General features: G+C 75.8%; 20 protein-coding genes. 8 read left to right on the forward strand and 12 right to left on the reverse strand.

Features of this window, described 5'->3' with window-relative positions:
- Positions 1-26: 26 nt before the first annotated feature.
- Positions 27-1,196, reverse strand: a complete 1,170-nt coding sequence (locus ACU616_RS20090; protein ID WP_446760184.1) for a 4-hydroxybenzoate 3-monooxygenase — start codon at positions 1,194-1,196, stop codon at positions 27-29.
- Positions 1,197-1,247: 51 nt separating this feature from the next.
- Complete coding sequence (locus tag ACU616_RS20095; protein WP_446760185.1) at positions 1,248-2,024, reverse strand: IclR family transcriptional regulator; 777 nt, start codon at positions 2,022-2,024, stop codon at positions 1,248-1,250.
- A 68-nt stretch (positions 2,025-2,092) separates the two neighbouring features.
- Between ACU616_RS20095 and pcaH the strand changes: the two genes are divergently transcribed.
- Genes pcaH through pcaC form a run of 5 tightly spaced genes read left to right on the forward strand, consistent with a single transcriptional unit; the run spans position 2,093 to position 6,036 of the window.
- The gene (gene pcaH / locus ACU616_RS20100) at positions 2,093-2,839 is read left to right on the forward strand and encodes a protocatechuate 3,4-dioxygenase subunit beta (protein ID WP_446760186.1); all 747 of its coding nucleotides are present in this window, start codon (positions 2,093-2,095) and stop codon (positions 2,837-2,839) included.
- Positions 2,836-3,489 carry a protocatechuate 3,4-dioxygenase subunit alpha gene (gene pcaG / locus ACU616_RS20105; protein ID WP_446760187.1) on the forward strand — a complete coding sequence of 218 codons (654 nt, stop codon included), beginning with the start codon at positions 2,836-2,838 and terminating at the stop codon, positions 3,487-3,489. Before pcaH ends, pcaG begins: the two co-directional genes overlap by 4 nt.
- Positions 3,490-3,527: 38 nt before the next feature.
- Complete coding sequence (gene pcaB / locus ACU616_RS20110) at positions 3,528-4,859, forward strand: 3-carboxy-cis,cis-muconate cycloisomerase (RefSeq protein ID WP_446760188.1); 1,332 nt, start codon at positions 3,528-3,530, stop codon at positions 4,857-4,859.
- Complete coding sequence (gene pcaD / locus ACU616_RS20115; RefSeq protein ID WP_446760189.1) at positions 4,856-5,635, forward strand: 3-oxoadipate enol-lactonase; 780 nt, start codon at positions 4,856-4,858, stop codon at positions 5,633-5,635. Before pcaB ends, pcaD begins: the two co-directional genes overlap by 4 nt.
- On the forward strand, positions 5,632-6,036 hold the full coding sequence (gene pcaC, locus ACU616_RS20120) for a 4-carboxymuconolactone decarboxylase (RefSeq protein ID WP_446760190.1): 405 nt from the start codon (positions 5,632-5,634) through the stop codon (positions 6,034-6,036). Before pcaD ends, pcaC begins: the two co-directional genes overlap by 4 nt.
- An 87-nt stretch (positions 6,037-6,123) precedes the next feature.
- On the opposite strand, the gene pgi is transcribed toward pcaC, so the two are convergent.
- The 9 genes from pgi to ACU616_RS20165 form a co-directional block, all read right to left on the reverse strand.
- Positions 6,124-7,755, reverse strand: coding sequence for a glucose-6-phosphate isomerase (pgi, locus tag ACU616_RS20125; protein ID WP_446760191.1), 1,632 nt, complete (start codon positions 7,753-7,755; stop codon positions 6,124-6,126).
- A 170-nt stretch (positions 7,756-7,925) separates the two neighbouring features.
- Positions 7,926-8,768 carry a 5-oxoprolinase subunit C family protein gene (locus ACU616_RS20130; RefSeq protein WP_446760192.1) on the reverse strand — a complete coding sequence of 281 codons (843 nt, stop codon included), beginning with the start codon at positions 8,766-8,768 and terminating at the stop codon, positions 7,926-7,928.
- Positions 8,762-9,370 carry a 5-oxoprolinase subunit B family protein gene (locus tag ACU616_RS20135; RefSeq protein WP_446761504.1) on the reverse strand — a complete coding sequence of 203 codons (609 nt, stop codon included), beginning with the start codon at positions 9,368-9,370 and terminating at the stop codon, positions 8,762-8,764. The genes ACU616_RS20130 and ACU616_RS20135 overlap by 7 nt, the downstream gene beginning before the upstream one ends.
- Positions 9,370-10,122 carry a LamB/YcsF family protein gene (locus ACU616_RS20140; RefSeq protein WP_446760193.1) on the reverse strand — a complete coding sequence of 251 codons (753 nt, stop codon included), beginning with the start codon at positions 10,120-10,122 and terminating at the stop codon, positions 9,370-9,372. The genes ACU616_RS20135 and ACU616_RS20140 overlap by 1 nt, the downstream gene beginning before the upstream one ends.
- A 27-nt stretch (positions 10,123-10,149) precedes the next feature.
- The gene (locus ACU616_RS20145; RefSeq protein ID WP_446760194.1) at positions 10,150-11,622 is read right to left on the reverse strand and encodes an amino acid permease; all 1,473 of its coding nucleotides are present in this window, start codon (positions 11,620-11,622) and stop codon (positions 10,150-10,152) included.
- 50 nt (positions 11,623-11,672) lie between these two features.
- The gene (pdxY, locus tag ACU616_RS20150) at positions 11,673-12,533 is read right to left on the reverse strand and encodes a pyridoxal kinase PdxY (RefSeq protein ID WP_446760195.1); all 861 of its coding nucleotides are present in this window, start codon (positions 12,531-12,533) and stop codon (positions 11,673-11,675) included.
- Entirely contained in the window at positions 12,530-13,549 is a 1,020-nt protein-coding gene (locus ACU616_RS20155) for a Brp/Blh family beta-carotene 15,15'-dioxygenase (RefSeq protein WP_446760196.1), read from the reverse strand. Before ACU616_RS20155 ends, pdxY begins: the two co-directional genes overlap by 4 nt.
- Positions 13,550-13,551: 2 nt before the next feature.
- Positions 13,552-14,604 carry a bacteriorhodopsin gene (locus ACU616_RS20160; RefSeq protein WP_446760197.1) on the reverse strand — a complete coding sequence of 351 codons (1,053 nt, stop codon included), beginning with the start codon at positions 14,602-14,604 and terminating at the stop codon, positions 13,552-13,554.
- A 120-nt stretch (positions 14,605-14,724) separates the two neighbouring features.
- Positions 14,725-15,147: a phage holin family protein gene (locus ACU616_RS20165; RefSeq protein WP_446760198.1), complete on the reverse strand. Its 423-nt coding sequence runs from the start codon at positions 15,145-15,147 to the stop codon at positions 14,725-14,727.
- A 231-nt stretch (positions 15,148-15,378) separates the two neighbouring features.
- Between ACU616_RS20165 and ACU616_RS20170 the strand changes: the two genes are divergently transcribed.
- Genes ACU616_RS20170 through ACU616_RS20180 form a run of 3 tightly spaced genes read left to right on the forward strand, consistent with a single transcriptional unit; the run spans position 15,379 to position 18,310 of the window.
- Complete coding sequence (locus ACU616_RS20170) at positions 15,379-17,340, forward strand: molybdopterin-dependent oxidoreductase (protein ID WP_446760199.1); 1,962 nt, start codon at positions 15,379-15,381, stop codon at positions 17,338-17,340.
- Positions 17,337-17,975: a molybdopterin dinucleotide binding domain-containing protein gene (locus tag ACU616_RS20175; protein ID WP_446760200.1), complete on the forward strand. Its 639-nt coding sequence runs from the start codon at positions 17,337-17,339 to the stop codon at positions 17,973-17,975. The genes ACU616_RS20170 and ACU616_RS20175 overlap by 4 nt, the downstream gene beginning before the upstream one ends.
- Positions 17,972-18,310: a hypothetical protein gene (locus ACU616_RS20180; protein ID WP_446760201.1), complete on the forward strand. Its 339-nt coding sequence runs from the start codon at positions 17,972-17,974 to the stop codon at positions 18,308-18,310. Before ACU616_RS20175 ends, ACU616_RS20180 begins: the two co-directional genes overlap by 4 nt.
- On the opposite strand, the gene ACU616_RS20185 is transcribed toward ACU616_RS20180, so the two are convergent.
- Complete coding sequence (locus ACU616_RS20185) at positions 18,300-19,181, reverse strand: potassium channel family protein (protein ID WP_446760202.1); 882 nt, start codon at positions 19,179-19,181, stop codon at positions 18,300-18,302. The two genes, ACU616_RS20180 and ACU616_RS20185, sit on opposite strands and share 11 nt — an antisense overlap.
- Between the last annotated feature and the right edge of the window lie 53 nt (positions 19,182-19,234).

Below are 19,234 nucleotides of genomic sequence, written 5' to 3' on the forward strand. Positions count from 1 at the left end.
TGGTGGGGGGCAGGAGGGTCCTTCCACTAGTACGGCAGGCCGGTGTAGTTCTCGGCCAGCTCGCGGGCGGCCGCCTCCGAGGAGCACACCCGCCGCAGCTGGGAGAGCTGCAGCTGGGCGTCGAAGGGGTCGCCGGTGGTGTGCAGCATCGAGGTCATCCACCAGGAGAAGTGGGTGGCCCGCCAGACCCGCGCCAGGGCCGTGTCGGAGTAGGCGTCGACCAGGTCGGTCTGCTTCTCCTGCAGCAGCCGGACCAGCGCGCGGGAGAGCAGGACGACGTCGGCGACGGCGAGGTTGAGGCCCTTGGCCCCGGTCGGCGGCACGATGTGCGCGGCGTCGCCGGCGAGGAACAGCCGGCCGCGGCGCATCGGCGCGCTGACGAACGAGCGCATGGGCAGGATCGACTTCTCGGTGACCGTCCCCGTGCTGATCTCCCAGCCCTCCAGCGCGAACCGCGTGGCCAGGCCCGCCCAGATGCGGTCGTCGGACCAGTCCTCGATCCGCTCCGACGGGTCGACCTGCAGGTAGAGCCGCGACACCGACGGCGAGCGCATCGAGTACAGCGCGAAGCCGTCGGGGTGCCAGGCGTAGATGAGCTCGTCGGTCGCGGGGGCGGCGTCGGCCAGGATGCCCAGCCACGCGTAGGGGTAGGTGCGCTCCCACAGCTGCTGCCCCCCGGCGCCCCCGGCCACCACCGCCCGCGACGGGCCGTGGAAGCCGTCGGTGCCGGCGACGACGTCGCACTCGAGCACCTGCGGCGTCCCGTCGGCGTCGGTGAAGCGGATGCGGGGGTCGTCGGTGTCGACGTCGTCGATCGCGACGTCGGAGACGTCGAAGTACAGCGGCGGCCCGCCGGCGAGCTGGGCGGCGACGAGGTCCTTGACCACCTCGGTCTGTCCGTAGACCCACACCCGGCGGCCGCACAGCTCGGGGAAGTCGAGGGTGTGCCGCACCCCGGGGTACTGCAGGTGGATGCCGCGGTGCTCGAGGCCCTCGCGGTGCAGCCGGTCGCCCAGGCCGGCCTCGGTGAGGACGTCGACGGTGCCCTGCTCGAGGATGCCAGCGCGGATGCGGGCCTCGACGTACGCGCGGGAGCGGTTCTCCAGCACGACCGAGTCGATGCCCTGCAGGGCGAGCAGCCGAGACAGCAGCAGGCCCGCCGGGCCGGCGCCGATGATCCCCACCTGGGTGCGCATGCGGTCGAGTGTGACCCCGGATACGTCCTGGCGGACAGCGCGCACTCCCGCTCAGCGGAAGGGGATGGTCCTGGCCAGCGCCCGGCCGATGCCCCGGGCGGCGACCTCGAGCACCGGCACCAGCCGCGCCAGGTCGCGCCGGTGGCTCGGGACGACGATGCCCAGCGCCGCGGCGACCACCGGGCCGGCCGGCCGTTCCACCCGCACCGGGACGGCGACCGAGGCGGTGCCCAACGACATCTCCTCGGCGGTGCGCGCCCAGCCGCGGCGGCGGACCTCGGCCAGCTCCCGGGCGAGCAGGGTCGGGTCCACGACGGTGTGCCGGGTGGTCCGCTCCGGCGTGGCCAGGACCTCGGCGACGACGTCGTCCGGCGCCGACGCCAGCAGCACCTTGCCCACCCCCGTGGCGTGCAGGGGCAGCCGGCTGCCCACCTGGCTGACCACCGGCACCGACTCGCGGCCGGAGATCCGCTCGACGTAGAGAGCGGAGGGCCCGTCGCGGACGGCGAGGTGGACGGTGTCGCGGGTGGCGGTGTGCACGTCGAGCAGGAACGGCGCGGCCACCTGGCGCAGCTCCAGCTGCACGGGGGCGAGCAGGCCGAGGTCCCAGAGCTTGCGGCCGATCTCGTAGCGCCCGTCGGCGCGGCGCGACAGCGCCCCCCAGTCGGTGAGCTCGGCGAGCAGCCGGTGCGTGGTGGTCAGCGGGGTGCCCGAGCGCTCGGCGATCTCGGTGAGGGTCAGCCGGGGGGCGGCGGCGTCGAAGGCGTCGAGGACGGCGAGCGCCCGGGAGGTCACCGAGCGCCCGGGCGCGGCACTGCCTCCGGCCATGGCCGTCCTTCCGCTGGGTGGGAGCGCGGGCTTGGGCAGCGTAGTCCGCCGGACGTACGTTGCCGGGTATGACCGGGACCACATCGGAGAGCCGGCTGATCCTGCCGCGCTACCTGCGCGAACGAGCCGAGGTGCGCACGCCCGTCGGCTTCCCCGACTACCGCAGCACCGCGCTGCGCGCGCCGCTGCGGACGCCGGTCGACCTGGCGCACCGGCTCACCGAGGTCACCGGCCCGGTGCTCGGCGAGGACCGGGTCCGGCCCGAGGACGCCGACCTGACGCTGCGGCTGGGCGGCGAGGCGATCGGCCAGCGGATCCTGGTGTACGGCCGGGTGCTCGACAGCGACGGCCGCCCGGTGCCCGGCGCGCTGGTGGAGATCTGGCAGGCCAACGCCGCCGGCCGCTACCGGCACCTGGCCGACGACTGGCCGGCGCCGCTGGACCCCCACTTCGACGGGCTGGGCCGGGTGGTCACCGACAGCCTGGGCCGTTACGAGTTCCTGACCGTCAAGCCCGGCGCCTACCCGTGGGGCAACCACCACAACGCGTGGCGCCCGGCGCACATCCACTTCAGCCTGTTCGGCCGCGCGTTCACCCAGCGGCTGGTCACCCAGATGTACTTCCCCGACGACCCGCTGTTCGGCCAGGACCCGATCTACAACGCCATCCCTCCTGTGGCGCGGCACCGTGCGGTGAGCCGCTACTCCCTCGAGCGGACCCAGGACAACTGGGCGCTGGCCTTCGAGTGGGACATCGTGCTGCGCGGCACCGAGCAGACGCCGTTCGAGACCGACGACGACGGAGACGTGGCGTGAGCGTCATCGACCCCCTCGACGTCCCGCCGGACCCGGCCGTCCCCTTCCAGCCCCGCTCGGGGCAGCGCGGCTCCGGCTTCCTCACCGAGCCGTTCCGGCTGGGCACCACGCCCAGCGCCACGGTCGGCCCCTACCTGGCCATCGGGCTGACCTGGGCCGACGGGGCCTGGGCGGCGGCCGAGGGGACGCCGGGGGGCATCTGGATCCGCGGCCGGGTCCTCGACGGCGCGGGCGACGTCGTCCCCGACGCGATGGTCGAGACGTGGCAGGCCGACCCGGACGGCCGATTCCCTTCCCCGGAGGACCCGCGCGGTGCCTCCACCCACCCCGGCTTCCGCGGCTACGCCCGCGCCGCCACGGTCACCGGCGAGTTCGCCGTGTTCACCCTCAAGCCCGGCCGGGTGCCCGACGGCCAGGGCGGCCTGCAGGCGCCGCACGTCGACGTCTCGGTGTTCGCCCGCGGCCTGCTCGACCGGCTGGTCACGCGCGTCTACTTCGCCGACGAGGCCGAGGCCAACGCCTCCGACCCGGTGCTGTCGGCGCTGCCGGAGGACCGCCGGGCCACGCTGCTCGCGCAGCCCACCGGCGACGGCTACCGCTTCGACGTCCACCTGCAGGGCGACCGCGAGACGGTCTTCTTCGCGATCTGACCCGGCTGGCTCCGTGCGGCGCCGGTAGGAAGGGACCCGTGACAGGTCTGTTCACCGGAACCTTCGCCCGCGGCGGTGCGGCGGCGGCCGTGTCCGACCACGCCTGGTTCCGCGCGCTGCTGGACGTCGAGGCCGCGCTGGCCCGCGCGGCGGCGTCCTCCGGCCTGGTGCCCGCCACCGCCGCCGACGCGGTGGCCGACGCCTGCGCCGACCCGTCGCGGCTGGACCTCGCGACCGTCGTCGCCCGGGCCGCCGACGCCGGCAACCCGGTGCCGCCGCTGGTGCGGGCGCTGCAGGACGCCGTCGGGGAGCGCGACGCGGTCGCCGTGCACGTGGGCGCCACCAGCCAGGACGTGCTCGACACGGCGCTGGTGCTGCTGGCCCGGCAGGCGGTGGCGGCGGTCGACGCCGACCTGGCCGCGGCGGCCGCGACCTGCGCCGAACTGGCGCGGGCGCACCGCGACGACGTGGTCATGGGCCGCACGCTGATGCAGCAGGCGCTGCCGACGACCTTCGGCCTCAAGGCGGCCGGCTGGCTGGCCGGGCTGGACGGGGCGCGGCTGCGGCTGGCCGAGGTGGTGGCCTCGCTGCCGGTGCAGTACGGCGGCGCGGTCGGCACGCTGGCGGCGTCGTCCGGCGCCGGGGTGGCGGTGCGCGCGGCGCTGGCCGGGGAGCTCGGACTGGTGGCGCCCGCCGTCCCCTGGTTCACGGTGCGGCTGCCGGTGGCCGACCTCGCCGGCGCGCTGGGGACGGCCGCCGGCGTGCTGGCGACGGTCGCCGTCGACGTGGTGCTGATGGCCCAGTCGGAGGTGGCCGAGGTCGCCGAGGTCGGCGAGGGGCGGGGCGGGTCGTCGGCGATGCCGCACAAGCGCAACCCGGTGGCGGCGATCTCCGCCCGGGCGTGCGCGCGGCGGGCCCCGGGGCTGGTGGCCACGCTGCTCGGGGCGATGGAGCAGGAGCACGAGCGGGCCGCCGGTGCCTGGCACAGCGAGTGGCCGACGCTCACCGAGCTGCTGGTCACCGTCGGGTCGGCGGCGTCCTGGCTGGCGGAGAGCCTGCGCGGGCTGCGCCCGGACGTCGCCCGGATGGCGGCGACGGTGACCGCGGCCGGCGAGGGTCCGCTGGCGGGCGCGCTGGCCGAGGCGCTGGCCCCGTCGCTGGGCCGGGGAGCGGCGCACGACGCGGCCGCCGCGGCCACCCGGGAGGCGCGGGAGAGCGGCCGGCCGCTGGCCGAGGTCGTGGCCGCCCGGAGCGACGTCGACGTCGCGGCGGTGCTGGCCGCGGCCGCGCCCGACGTGGGGGAGGCCGGCGCGCAGGTGGACGCGGCGCTGGCCGAGCACGACCGACTGACCGAGGGAGAGCGCGGATGACCGCCGTCGAGGTGTCGTACACGGAGGACGGGCCGCCCGACGCGCCGGTCGTCGTCCTGTCCAACTCACTGGGGGCGACCCGCGGGATGTGGGACCCGCAGGTGCCGGCGCTGGCCGAGCGCTACCGGGTCGTCACCTACGACACCCGCGGGCACGGGGAGTCGCCGGCGCCGGCCGGCCCGTACTCGCTCGACGACCTGGTCGACGACGCCCTCGCGCTGCTGGACCGGATCGGCGCGCGGCGCGCGCACGTCGTCGGGCTGTCGCTGGGCGGGATGACGGCGATGCGGCTGGCCGCGCGCGAGCCGGACCGGGTCGGGCAGCTGGCGCTGCTGGCCACCTCGGCCCGGCCGGACCCGCAGGGCTTCCTCGACCGCGCCGCGCAGGCCCGGTCCGGGGGCACCGCGCCGCTGGCCTCGACCGTGGTGCAGCGCTGGCTGACGCCGGCCCACGCCGCCGAGCACCCCGACCTCGTGGCGCGGCTGGAGGCGATGATCGCCGGGGCCGACGACGAGGGCTACGCGCTGTGCTGCGAGGTGGTGGCCGCCGTCGACCTGCGCGAGGAGCTCGCCCGGATCACCGCGCCGACGCTGGTGGTGTCGGGCGCTGAGGACCCGGCGCTGCCGCCGCCGCACCAGCAGCTCATCGCCGACGGGATCGCCGGCGCCTCGCTGGTGAGCATCAGCCCGGGCGCGCACCTGCCCAACCTGGAGCAGCCGCTGGAGGTCACCGGCGCGCTGCTCGGGCACCTCGACGCGACGGGGGGCCACGCGTGAGCGAGCCCGACCTCTCCACCGACGCCCAGCGCCACGAGGCCGGCATGCGCACCCGGCGCGAGGTGCTCGGGGACGCCTGGGTCGACCGGGCGGTGGCGGGCACGACGCCGTTCACCGCCGGGTTCCAGGACTTCATCACCCGGGTCGCGTGGGGCGACGTCTGGCAGCGGCCCGGGCTCGAGCGGCGCGAGCGCAGCATCGCCACGCTGTCGATCTGCATCGCCCTGCGGCACTGGGACGAGTTCGCGCTGCACGTGCGGGCGGCCAAGAACAACGGCCTGTCCGACGAGGACATCGCCGAGGTGCTCCAGCACGCGGCCGTCTACGCCGGCGTGCCCGCGGCCAACCACGCGTTCAAGGTCGCCGGCCCGATCCTCGAGGAGCTCCGCGGGCAGGACTGACCGCCCGGTCGCGAGATCTGCACACCGGTGCCCTTCGAGCCCTCGAAGGCCGCCGGTGTGCAGATCTCGCGGGGACCGGTGGGTCGTTCAGGCCGGGCGGCCGCGGCCCTCGCGCAGCAGCCGGACCAGCGCGTTGGTCGAGGAGTCGGAGTCGTACTCCGGCGCCGCCTCGCTCTGCAGCTTGGGCGCGAGCTGGTTGGCCATCACCTTGCCCAGCTCCACGCCCCACTGGTCGAAGGAGTTGATGCCCCACACGACGCCCTGGGTGAAGACCCGGTGCTCGTAGGCGGCCACCAGCTGCCCGAGCACCGACGGCGTCAGCTTCGGCGCGACGATCGCGTTGGACGGCCGGTTGCCCGGCATCACCCGGTGCGGGACGACGTCGGCCGCCGTCCCCTCGGCCGCCACCTCCTCGGCGGTGCGGCCGAAGGCCAGCGCGCGCGGCTGGGCGAGGAAGTTGGCCAGGAACAGGTCGTGCATGCCGTCGAGGTCGTGGTCGGGCTGCGCGAAACCGATGAAGTCGGCCGGCACCAGCACCGTGCCCTGGTGCAGCAGCTGGTAGAAGGCGTGCTGGCCGTTGGTGCCCGGCTCGCCCCACACGACCTCGCCGGTGGCGACGTCGACAGGCGAGCCGTCCAGGGTGACCGACTTGCCGTTGGACTCCATGCACAGCTGCTGCAGGTAGGCGGGGAAGCGCGCCAGGTACTGCGAGTAGGGGAGCACCGCCTGGCTCTGCGCCCCGAAGAAGTCGACGTACCAGACCGAGATCAGGCCCAGCAGCGCCGGCAGGTTCTCCTCGTACGGCGCGGTGCGGAAGTGCTCGTCGACGGCGTGGAAGCCGTCGAGCAGCTCCCGGTACTGCTCGGGGCCGATGGCGACCATGAGCGAGAGGCCGACGGCCGAGGTGAAGGAGTACCGGCCGCCGACCCAGTCCCAGAAGCCGAACATGTTCTGCGTGTCGATGCCGAACGCGGCCACCTTCTCGGCGTTGGTGGAGACGGCGACGAAGTGCTTCGCCACCGCTCCCTCGTCGCCGCCCAGGCCCTCGACCAGCCAGCGCCGGGCCTCCGTCGCGTTGGTGAGCGTCTCCTGGGTGGTGAAGGTCTTGGACGCGACGATGAACAGCGTGGTCGCCGGGTCGAGGTCGCGGGTGGCCTCGGCCAGGTCGGTCGGGTCGATGTTGGAGACGAACCGGAAGGCCAGCGACCGGTCGGAGTGGTCGCGCAGCGCCTGGTAGGCCATGGCCGGGCCGAGGTCGGAGCCGCCGATGCCGATGTTGACCACCGTGCGGATCCGCTCGCCGGTGTGCCCGGTCCACGCGCCGCCGCGGACCCGGTCGGCGAACTCGGCCATCCGGCCGAGCACCTCGTGCACCTCCTGCCGGACGTCGTGGCCGTCGACGTCGAGGCCGCTGGTCGCCGGGTCGCGCAGCGCCACGTGCAGGACGGCGCGGTCCTCGGTCGCGTTGACGTGCTCCCCGCGGAACATCGCCTCGGTGCGCTCGCGCAGGCCCACGCTCTCGGCCAGCGCGGCGAGCAGCCGCACCGTCTCGCGGGTGAGCCGGTTCTTCGAGTAGTCCAGGTACAGGTCGGCGGCGGCCACGGTGAGGTCCGTGCCGCGGCCGGGGTCCTCGGCGAACAGGTCCCGCAGGTGCCGGTCGCCCACCTCCCGGTGGTGCTCGGCCAGTGCCTGCCACTCCGCGCTGTCCCTGACGCCCATGGACCCTCCCTGTCTCCCCGGCCGACGCATCGGCTGCCGACGTCCCCACCCTGCCGGGTGCCGGCGGCCGGGGCGAACCCGGACCCGTGACCCGCCACCGAGGAGACGAGGGGGAGCGGCAGGACGCGTCCCACCCCGGGGTGCGCGGTGGTCGTGACCGGGGGCGGCGCCTACCCGTTCCCGGGCCGGAGGCGGACGGTCTGGCCGGGGCGGAGCTGGGCGCAGCGGTCGACGTCGGCGTCGGCCACGTAGCCGGCCACCGGGTAGCCGCCGGTGACCGGCGCGTCGGCGAGGAACAGCACCGGGGCACCCGACGGCGGCACCTGCAGCGCGCCGCGGACGAGCCCCTCGCTGGGCAGCTCGCCCGGCACCCGCCGCTCCAGCCGCGGCCCGGCCAGCCGCAGCCCGACCCGGTTGCTCTCCGCGGTCACCTCCCAGGCGGCGCCGCCGAGCGTGGCCAGGGACGCGTCGGTGAGCCAGTCGGCGCGCGGCCCGGGCAGCAGCCGCACGGTCACCGGCCCGGACGGCGGGTCGGCCACGGGCGCCAGGTCCACGCCCGGCCACTCCCCGGACGGCGGGCCCACCGCCAGCACGTCACCGGCCCGCAGCGGCGGCGGCCCCAGGCCCGACAGCACGTCGGTCGACCGGGAGCCGAGCACCGGCTCGGCGGCGATCCCGCCGCGGACGGCGAGGTAGGTGCGCAGCCCGGCGTCCGGCGTCCGGAGCGCCAGCGTCGCGCCGGCGCGGACCAGCCCGGGCGCGGCGTGCACCGGGCTGCCGGGGCAGCGCGCCCCGGTGGTGACGACGACGAGGTCGGCCTCGGCCCGCAGCACCAGCCCGCCCAGGGTCGCCTCGAGGACCGCCGCGTCCGGGTCGTTGCCCACCAGCCGGTTGGCCAGCGCGGCCGACGCGCGGTCGGCGGTTCCCGACCGGCCCACGCCGATGCCGCCGAGGCCGGGCCGGCCGCGGTCCTGCACCGTGGTCAGCGGGCCGGGGGAGAGGACGGTCAGCACGCGACGAACCGCACCCGCACGCCGGGCCGCAGCAGCGCGGGGGGATCGCGGCGGAGGTCGAGGACCGGGAGGTCGGTGCGTCCGATCAGCTGCCACCCGCCGGGGGACTCGCGCGGGTACACCCCGGTGAAGCCGCCGGCCAGGGCGACCGAACCGGCCGGCACCCGGGTCCGCGGGGTGGCGCGGCGCGGCAGGTCCCAGCCGCCCTCCGCCGCCGTCAGGTAGCCGAACCCGGGCGCGAAGCCGGAGAAGGCGACGGTCCACTCCGTGCCGGTGTGCCGCCGCACCACCTCCCCGACGTCCGTCCCGAGGTGCCCGGCGACGTCGGCCAGGTCCTCGCCGTCGTAGACGACCGGCACCTCTACCAGGTCCCCGGTGCCGCGGCGCCCGGGCCGGGGCGGAGTCCGCCGCACCGCCGCCTCGACGGCGGCCGGCGTGGTGAGCGAGGGGTCGGTCACCACGAGCAGCGTGCGCGCGGCCGGCACGAGGTCCACGACGCCGGGCGGCCGGTCCTCGGTCAGCGCCGCGTACAGACCGAGGACCTCCTCGAGGTCGCCGAGCTCGACGAGGAACGCGGTCGAGCCGCTGGGCAGCACGCGCATCACGGGGCGAAGGGCGCCAGGTCGATCCCCGCGCCGGTCAGCGCCTCGCGCACCCGCCGCGCGATCGCGACCGCGCCCGGGGTGTCGCCGTGGACGCAGATCGAGTCGGGGGCCAGCCGCAGGCGGCCGCCGTCGACGTCGTCGACCGGCTCCCCGGTGGCCATGGCCACGCACCGGCGGGCGATCCCGTCGGCGTCGTGCAGCACCGCGCCGGGCAGCCGGCGCGGGACCAGCGTGCCCTCCGGCGTGTAGGCGCGGTCGGCGAAGGCCTCGGCGACGACGGTCAGCCCGGCCTCGGCGGCCAGCCGCAGGAACGCCGACCCGGGCAGCCCGAGCACCGGCAGCGTGCGGTCGTACTCCACGACGGCGCGGACGACGGCCGCCGCCTGCTCCTCGTGCGCGACGATCGCGTTGTAGAGCGCCCCGTGCGGCTTGACGTAGCGGACGCGGGTGCCGGCCACGCGGGCGAAGGCCTCCAGCGCGCCGACCTGGTAGAGCACGTCCTGGGTCAGCGCGTCGGGCTCGACGTCGAGGAAGCGGCGGCCGAACCCGGCGAGGTCCCGGTAGCCCACCTGCGCCCCGACCGCGACGCCGGCCGACGCGGCCCGGTCGCAGACGCGGCGCAGGATCACCGGGTCGCCGGCGTGGAAGCCGCAGGCGACGTTGGCGCTGGTCACCACGCCGAGCAGGGCGTCGTCGTCGCCGAGCGTCCACTGGCCGAAGCCCTCGCCGAGGTCGGAGTTGAGGTCCACGCGACGATCCTCGCTCCGCCGGCGGGCTCAGGGGGCGCGGCGCTCCGTCACGGCCGGCCGGCCGACCCGGGAGTGGCGGTAGCCGTACGCGGCGTAGACCACCAGGCCGATGGCCAGCCAGGCGAGGAAGCGCAGCCAGGTCTCGATGCTCAGGTTGAGCATCAGGTAGCCGCAGGCGAGCGCGGACAGCGCCGGGACCACGGGGGAGAACGGCACCCGGAACGGCCGGCGCAGCTCGGGGCGGGTGCGCCGCAGCACGATGACGGCGACCGACACGAGCAGGAAGGCGAACAGCGTGCCGATGCTGACGAGGTCGGCCAGTGCGCTGAGCGGCACGAAGGTGGCCATCGCCAGCACGAGCACGGCGAACAGCAGCGTGACCCGCACCGGCGTCCCGGTGCGCGGGCTGACCCGGGCCACCGACTGCGGCAGCAGCCCGTCGCGGCCCATCGCGAAGCCGATCCGCCCGACGGTGATCAGGTCGACGAGGATCACCGAGGTCAGCCCGGCCACCGCGGCCAGCGAGATGAGCGCGGACGCCCAGCCCAGGCCCACCTGGTCGAAGGCGTCGGCGATCGGGGCGCCGGCGTCGATGCGGTCGTAGGGGACCATCCCGACGACCACCAGCGAGACGCCGATGTAGAGCGCGGTGGCCAGCCCCAGGGTGCCGAGCAGGCCCAGCGGCAGGTCGCGGCCGGGGCGGCGGGTCTCCTCGGAGAGGTTCGCGACCGCCTCGAAGCCGGTGTAGGAGAAGAACACCACCGCCGCGGCGGTGAGCACGCCGCCGACGCCGAACACCACCGGGTCGATCCCGGCGATCGCCTGGATCAGCGGCTGGGTCAGCCCGCTGCCGCCCTCGGCGGGGCGGCCCTGCGGGACGAACGGGGTCAGGTTGGCGCCGCGGACGAACCACGCCCCGGCCACGACCACGAACACGCAGACCGCGACCTTGACCACCACGAGCAGGGCGGTGACCCGCGCCGACTCCTTGATCCCCAGCACCGCCACGGCGGTCAGCACCACGACGATCAGCGCCGCGCCGACGTCGACCGGGGCGTCCTCGCCGAACAGCGACGTCGGGAGGTCGAGCAGGTTGCCGACGTAGCCCGACCACCCGCGGGCCACGACGGCCGCGCCGAGGGCGAACTCCAGGAACAGGTCCCAGCCGATGATCCACGCGACCACCTCGCCGGCCGTGGCGTAGGCGTAGGAGTAGGCGCTGCCGGCGGTCGGGGCGGAGGAGGCCAGCTCGGCGTAGCAGAGCGCGGCCAGCAGGGCGACGACGCCGGCGATGGCGAAGGAGACCACGACGGCGGGCCCGGCGGTGTCGCGGGCCGCGACGCCGGTGAGGGTGAAGATGCCGGTGCCGATGACCACGCCGATGCCGAATCCGACGAGGTGCCGCGCCGACAGCTGCCTCCGCAGGTGGCCGACGCCGTCGGCGACCCCGTCGCTCTCGTCCCCGAGGCGCTCGACGGGCTTGGTCCGGAACAGGTGCACCCGCCCATGCTGGGCGCGCCCGCCCGGACCCGCGCGCCGGGCGACCGCCCTCACAGCTCCTCGACGGCGAAGGTGCGCGACGGGGAGACGTACTCGTCCTGCGCCGCCACGAGCAGGATCTCCCGCGACCCGGCCTCCTCGGTGCGCCGCAGCAGGCTCCACACGCTGGCCGCGGCCCGGCCCAGGGCCTCGCCGGCCGAGCGGGTCTGCAGCCAGTGGGCGAGGAACAGGGCGGCGATCGCGTCGCCGGCGCCGTTGACCGCCACCGACAGCCGGGGTGTGCGCACCCGGAAGTGCCGCCCGCCCTCGGAGGCGAGCAGGTCCACGGCGTCCTCGGGGGTGTCGTCGGTGACCAGCGACGTCGTCAGCACCACGCGCGGGCCCAGCCCCTGCACCGCGGCGACGGCGTCCTGCACCTCCTGCAGCGACCGCGTCGTCGTCCGCGCCAGCAGGTCGAGCTCGTAGTGGTTGGGGGTCACCAGGTCCGCGGCCGGGACGGCGACCTCGCGCATGAACTCCTCGATGCCGGGGCGGACGAACACGCCGCGGCCGACGTCGCCGATCACCGGGTCGCAGCAGTAGACGGCGTCGGGGTTGGCCGCCCGCACCCGGCCGACGGTGCCGACGACGGCGTGGCCGATGTCGGCCGAGCCGAGGTACCCCGACAGGACGGCGTCGGCGGTGCCGAGCACGCCGCGGTCGGCGATGCCGTCGACGACCTCCTCGACCGCCTGCCCGTCGAACACCCGCCCGGTCCAGGCGCCGTAGCCGGTGTGGTTGGAGAACTGCACGGTGTGCACCGGCCAGACCTCGACGCCCAGCCGCTGCAGCGGGAAGACGGCCGAGGAGTTGCCCACGTGCCCGTAGGCGACGTGCGACTGGATGGAGAGGACGTTGACCACGGCGGTCACCGTGCCACGGCGACCCCGGGGACCGCGGTCCGGGACTGCGCCCGGTCCAGCCAGGTCACCACGAGCGCGTGGGGCACGGTGAGCGCCGCCAGCAGCGGGAGGTCGGCGGCGAGGAAGCCGCGCCACCCGTCGGCGGCCGACCACAGCAGCGCCAGGACGGCGAGGACCGCGACCGTGGGCAGCGCCGCGGCGCGCGCGAACCGGCGCAGCGGGGCGCCGAGCCGGCCGGCGGCGAGGTCGGCGGTGTCGGCGGGGTCCTCGGCCACCACGCGGGCGGTGTGCCGCACGGCGTGCCAGCACCCGAACCAGACGCCGAAGGCGGCGAACGGCGGGGCGACCAGCACGAGGACGGCGAGCACGCCCACCTCCGCGGCCTCCAGCCAGCGGGCCTCGAGCAGCAGCGCCAGCGCCAGCGCCGCCGCGGCCGGCAGCACGACGGCGAGCACCACCGGGCCCACCGCCGGGGGAAGGGCGCCGTCGCTGCCCGGGACGACCGCGGCCACCACCGGCGCCGCCTGGTCCGCGCCGCGGACCAGGGGCACCAGCAGCACCAGCGCGCCGGTCACCGCGGCAGGCAGCGCCGCGCGGCGCACGGGCCGGCCGGCGCGCAGGTCGGCGAACGCGGTCTCCCCGGTGCCGAAGTGCCAGGCCGACAGCGCCACGAAGACCACGAGCGCGGGCCCCGGCACGGCCTCGAACACCAGCCAGGCCAGCACGGCCAGGACGGCGTAACTGAGCGCGAACGCCGCCAGCCGCGCCCGTCCCCAGCCCAGCCGGCGGGCGGGGACGAGGTGGTCCACGGCCCCGTGCGGCAGCCCGGCCAGCAGGCCGGCCACCAGCGGGACCCACGCGGCCCGGCCCCACCCGCCGGGGACGACCACCTCGACGGCTACGACGGCGGCCGCCGCGCCCAGCGAGACGGCGGTCGCCGCCCGGGCCGGGACGGCGGACGGAGCGGCGACCGGGGGAGCGGTGCCGCGCCGGTCCGCCGTCCGCAGCCCCAGCAGCGGGAGCACGGTCAGTGCCGGTCGTCCGCCGTCCGGGTGGCCCCGTGGCGCGCGCCGCCGGCGGGCACCCGGCCGTCGCCGAGCCCGTGCTCGCGCAGGTGCTCGACCTCGTGGTGCTCGTGCGGGTGCCGCGGGTGGTCGGCGAACTCGGGGGCGTCGTCGACGGTGTTGTCCGCGAACTGGGTGCGGCCGCCCGCCATCGCCGGCAGCACGCCCTCGCTGTGGTGCACGTTGCTCACCCACACCGACTCCGGGTGGGTGTCGATCCCGGCGGCGACGTCCTCGGCGGTGCGCATCTTGGCCACCTTGTGCACCAGCACGCCGAAGCCGACCTTGGCCAGCACGTCGGCCGCGGAGTAGGCCACCTGCATGCCGGTGAGCCACGCCGGGGTGACGTCGACGAACACCGGGACGGCGTAGACCAGCGGGTACACCCCGAAGGTGCCCAGCAGCACGATCGCGGCGTTGCGCAGGCTCCGGCCCGCCTCGACGCTCATCGACGACATCGAGGAGCGGACGGCGCCGATCAGCGCGACGTAGAGGTAGGCGTAGAACGCGGTGCTGATCAGGCCCCAGACGACCAGCGCCGTCCGGTCGCGGCCCTCGGCCAGCACCTGGGAGCCCAGGAAGCCGGTGAGGATCATGAGGAACGCCGCGGCCATCGTGGAGAACCGCAGGTTGCGGGCGCGGGCGCCGGCCAGCGAGCAGACCGCGAGCAGCTCGGCGGTCAGCAGCGGGACGGTGACCGTCCAGTCGACGTAGCGCGGGTAGATCGTCGCCCGCGCCGCCTCCGCGTTCGGCGTGAACACCCCGTCGGTGAGCGTGAACCCGGTGTCCCACCGGATGAACAGCACGAGGTAGGACAGCGTGGCCACCGCCGCGATGCACAGCCCGGCCAGGACCGCGGGCCGGTACCGGACGCCGATCTCACCCCGGCTCGTCCACGAGTAGAGGAAGTAGGCGAACAGGGCGAAGCCGGCGGCCACGATCGAGTACGTGACCAGGTCGTACAGCCCGAGCGGCATCGTCTGCAGCTCGGGCGTGGGGGTGTCGAAGACGTCCACTGGACCTCCGTCGGGAGAGCGTGTCGGGAGCGGCCCGCTGCTGGAGCCGGAGGACCTGTTACCCGTGACCTTGTCGCGTACAACACTTGTTGTGAGACAAACGTCGCGCCGGGCCCGGTGTCAGGTGCCGGGTGTGGTCCCGGGCGGCGCGGTCCGCGTGGCGACCCGGACGTCCTCGCGCACGCTCGCCACCGTCCGCCCGGGCAGCAGCGAGCCGATCCGGCGCAGCTCGGCCAGCCCGGCCGACCCGAGGGCGGCGGCCCCGCCGCCGTAGAGCAGGGTCGCCACGGCCGCGGCGGCCGGCGGGGACAGCCGTCGCTCCAGCACGCGGACCAGCAGGGCGCTCGACGTCGCGACAGCGAGCCCGCCCAGCCCGGCCGCGCCGCCGAGCAGGGCGGCGGCCCGGCCGGCCCGGCGGGCCTTGCCCGCGAGCTCGGCCTGCGCCTGCTGTAGCTCGCTGCGGACCAGGTGGGTCAGGTCGTCGGTCAGGGACTGCAGCAGCTCGGCGGTGGAGCTGCCCGACGGCGGGGTGTTCTCGGTCATGGGTCCTCGCAGGCGACGGCACCCGGGCTCCTGTGGCCGGGACGGATCCCCGGGCTACCCGGGCAGCCGCGGGGGAACCGGCCGGCCGCGGCGAGGCCGTGACGTGCGGCTTCAGGGGAGGCGTCGGCCCGCCCGCGGTGGCCGGTCCCGGAGCCGGGACGTACCGTCCGCAGTGCACGCTTGCCGTGTGTCAACTGTCGCCCGGAGCAGCCCGGGCCGAGGAGGCCGTCGATGGCGCGGATCGACCGGATCGCGGAGCCGTGGGGCACCCGCACGCCGTACGGGCCGGGGGAGACCTGGCCGGTCCGGGTGGACTCGCACCTGGCCGACGGCCTGACCGAGGACGACGTCGACCGCTGGGTGCAGTCGGCGACGATCCTGCACAGCAACGGCGACGGCTTGGACATCGCGGTGAAGGACGGCCGCATCGTGGGCGTCCGCGGCCGGGCCGAGGACCGGGTCAACCACGGCCGGCTGGACCCCAAGGACCTCTTCGGCTGGCAGGCCAACAACTCACCCGACCGCCTCACCCGGCCGCTGGTCCGCCGTGACGGGCGGCTGGTCGAGACCGACTGGGACACCGCGATGGACGCCGTCGCCGGCCGCTGCCGCGAGCTGCTCGACGAGCAGGGCCCCAGCGCGGTCGGCTTCTACACCTCCGGGCAGCTGTTCCTGGAGGAGTACTACACCCTCGGCCTCATCGCCCACGGCGGCATCGGCACCAACCACGTCGACGGCAACACCCGGCTGTGCACCGCCACCGCCGCCGCGGCGCTCAAGGAGACCTTCGCCTCCGACGGCCAGCCCGGCTCCTACACCGACGTCGACCACTGCGACGTCATCGCGCTGTTCGGGCACAACGTGGCCGAGACGCAGTCGGTGCTGTGGACCCGCATCCTGGACCGGCTGGCCGGACCGAACCCGCCGAGGATCGTCTGCGTCGACCCCCGCGAGACACCGGTCGCCCGCGCCGCGACCGTGCACCTGGCGCCGCGGCCGGGCACCAACGTCGTGCTGGTGAACGCGCTGCTGCACGAGGTCGTCGGCAACGGCTGGATCGACCGGGAGTACGTCGAGGCGCACACCGTCGGCTTCGCCGAGCTCGAGGAGCGGCTGCGCGACTACCCGCCCGAGGTGGCCGAGGAGGTGTGCGACGTCCCGGCCGCGCAGGTCCGGGAGGCCGCCCGCGTGCTGGGCGCCGCCGAGCGGCTGCTGTCCACCGTGCTGCAGGGCTTCTACCAGTCGCACCAGGCCACCGCGGCCGCCGTCCAGGTCAACAACCTCAACCTGGTCCGCGGCATGCTCGGCAGGCCCGGCTGCGGGATCCTGCAGATGAACGGGCAGCCCACGGCGGAGAACACCCGCGAGGCCGGTGCCGACGGCGACCTGGCCGCCTTCCGCAACTGGTCCAACGACGCGCAGGTGGCCGACCTCGCCCGGGTCTGGAACCTCGACCCCTTCGACATCCCGCACTACTCGCCGCCGACCCACGCGATGCAGATCTTCCGGCACGCCGAGGAGGGGTCGCTGCGCTTCCTCTACGTCACCGCCACCAACCCGGCGGTCTCGCTGCCCGGGCTTGGCCGGATCCGCTCGATCCTGGCCCAGGAGCGGCTGTTCCTCGTCGTGCAGGACCTCTTCCTGACCGAGACCGCGCAGCTGGCCGACGTCGTCCTGCCCGCGGCGACGTGGGGGGAGAAGACCGGCACCTTCACCAACGTCGACCGGACGGTGCACCTGTCGGAGAAGGCGGTCGACCCGCCCGGCGAGGCCCGGTCCGACCTCGACATCCTCGTCGACTTCGCCCACCGGCTCGGCCTGCGGGACAAGGACGGCGCGCCGCTGGTGAAGTGGTCCGACCCGGAGGCGGCCTTCGAGGGGTGGAAGGAGTGCAGCCGGGGGCGGCCCTGCGACTACAGCGGCCTGTCCTACGCCCGGCTGCGCGAGCGCAACGGCATCCAGTGGCCGGTGACCGAGGAGGCCCCGGAGGGCACCGAGCGGCTCTACGCCGACGGGCGGTTCTTCGCCGCCCCCGAGTACTGCGAGAGCTACGGCGGGACCTGCTCACCGGCGCGCCGCTGGAGGAGACCGAGTACCGGGCGCTCAACCCGGAGGGCCGCGCGATCCTCAAGGCGGCCGAGTACCTGCCGCCGCACGAACTGCCGAGCCAGGAGTTCCCGTTCCAGCTGGTGACCGGCCGGACGCTGTACCACTTCCACACCCGCACCAAGACCGGCCGGGCGCCGCAGCTGCAGGCGGCGGCACCGGAGGTGTGGGTGGAGATGTCGCCGTCCGACGCCGCCGACCGCGGCTGGGGCGAGGGCGACCTGCTGGAGGTGGGCACGCCGCGCGGCCGGGTCGAGGCGCGGCTGCGGGTCAGCGGCATCCGGCCCGGGGTGCTGTTCCTGCCCTTCCACTACGGCTACTGGGACACTCCCGGCGGCCACGAGCCGGACGGCGCTCCCGGGCGGGCGGCCAACGAGCTCACCCCGACCGACTGGGACCCGGTGTCCAAGCAGCCGATCTTCAAGACCGCGGCCGCGCAGGTGGAACTGCTGGAGCGCGGCGACGGCCGGCCGGCCCCGGCGCCGACCACGACCGGCTCGCGGCCGGTCACCCACGGGGTCCCGCCGACCCGGGGCGGCGCGGCGGCGCTGGTCGAGGAGCGGGAGGGCGCGCGGTCAAACTGGCACTGGCCATCGAGGAGCTGCACCGGTCGGAGACCCACCTCGCCAGGGCGCTGCTCGCCGTCTCCGACCGGCACGCGGCCGACCACGAGGTCTTCCACGTCGCCCGGGACGTCGCCGGCTGGTCGCAGCGGCACGTGACCGAGCTGGCCCGCATCGGCGGCGACCACGGCCTCGCCCTCGACCCCACGCCACCGGGCGAGCCCGGCGTGCTGGAGCGCATCCGGCAGACGACGTCGGACCTGCTCGGCCGGCGCCCGGAGCCGGGCCTGCTGCTGCTGGCCGACCTGCGGCACGTGCACCGCGAGGCCGCCGGCGTCTCGCTGGACTGGGAGCTGCTGGCCCAGGCCGCGCAGGGCGCGAAGGAGCGCGAGCTGTTCGCGCTGGCGAAGCGCTGCCACCCCGACACGCTGCGCCAGATGCGCTGGGCCAACGCCAAGCTCAAGGAGTCCGCCACCCAGGTCCTCACCAGCTGAGCCCCGCGGCGGGCGGGTGGCCGTGGTCGTCGGCGTAGGCGGCCAGCCGTTCCCGCACGGTCGCGCCGCGGTGGAGGAACTGGCGGTCCAGCACGCCAGTGAGGTCCTCGAGCGCGAGCTGCAGCAGTTGCGCGGCCGTGCGGACCTGGGCGTCGGCGGAGCAGGCGGCCGCCTCGGCCAGGTCGAGAGCGACCGGCAGCTGCAGGGGCAGGGCCGTCTCGGGGTCGACGTCGCGGAAGTAGTGGGTCTCGGCGTGCTGGGTGACGTCGATGCGCACCTGCGCCAGGTCGACGGCCAGCTCCCGCAGCAGGCCCGCGCCGACGGCCGCCGCGGGCAGCGCGGCCCGCCGCAGCAGCGCCAGCCGCAGCGCCAGCGCCCGCCGGCGGCTCAGCGCGGGGTAGACCTGCAGCACCCAGGTCACCGCCGCCGTCAGCAGGACGAAGCCGATCAGCGCCTGCACCGGCACGGCCAGCCGCAGCCAGGGGTCCTGCGGGACGATGTCGCCGAAGCCGAGGGTCGCCAGGGTGACCAGCGACAGGTAGGCCGCGTCGAGCGGTCCGCCCCGGTCGGCCGCCAGGCCGCTGCCGTACACGAAGCCGTCCGGCAGGTGCGGCCAGTAGACGAGGGTCCAGCCGACCACCAGCAGCAGCACCCAGGCGAGGACGACGACGACCATGGCCATCGGCCCGCCGAGGAAGCCGGTCCCCGACCTCCGTGACCTGCGCCCGGCCCGCCAGAGGGCCTGCATCAGCCGCCGGCTCAGCCCCCGCCGCCCGCTGGGGTGCCACAGGGTGTGCACGACGTCGCGCAGGACCAGCAGCACCAGCAGGATCCCGACCGCGGTCGCGAGCCAGGTCGGTCCGGGCGGCACCCAGGGAGCCTGCCAGGCCGCGGCGGCTGCCGGTGGACCGTCGCCCGCGCCGC

The organism is Geodermatophilus sp. URMC 62, assembly GCF_052931475.1.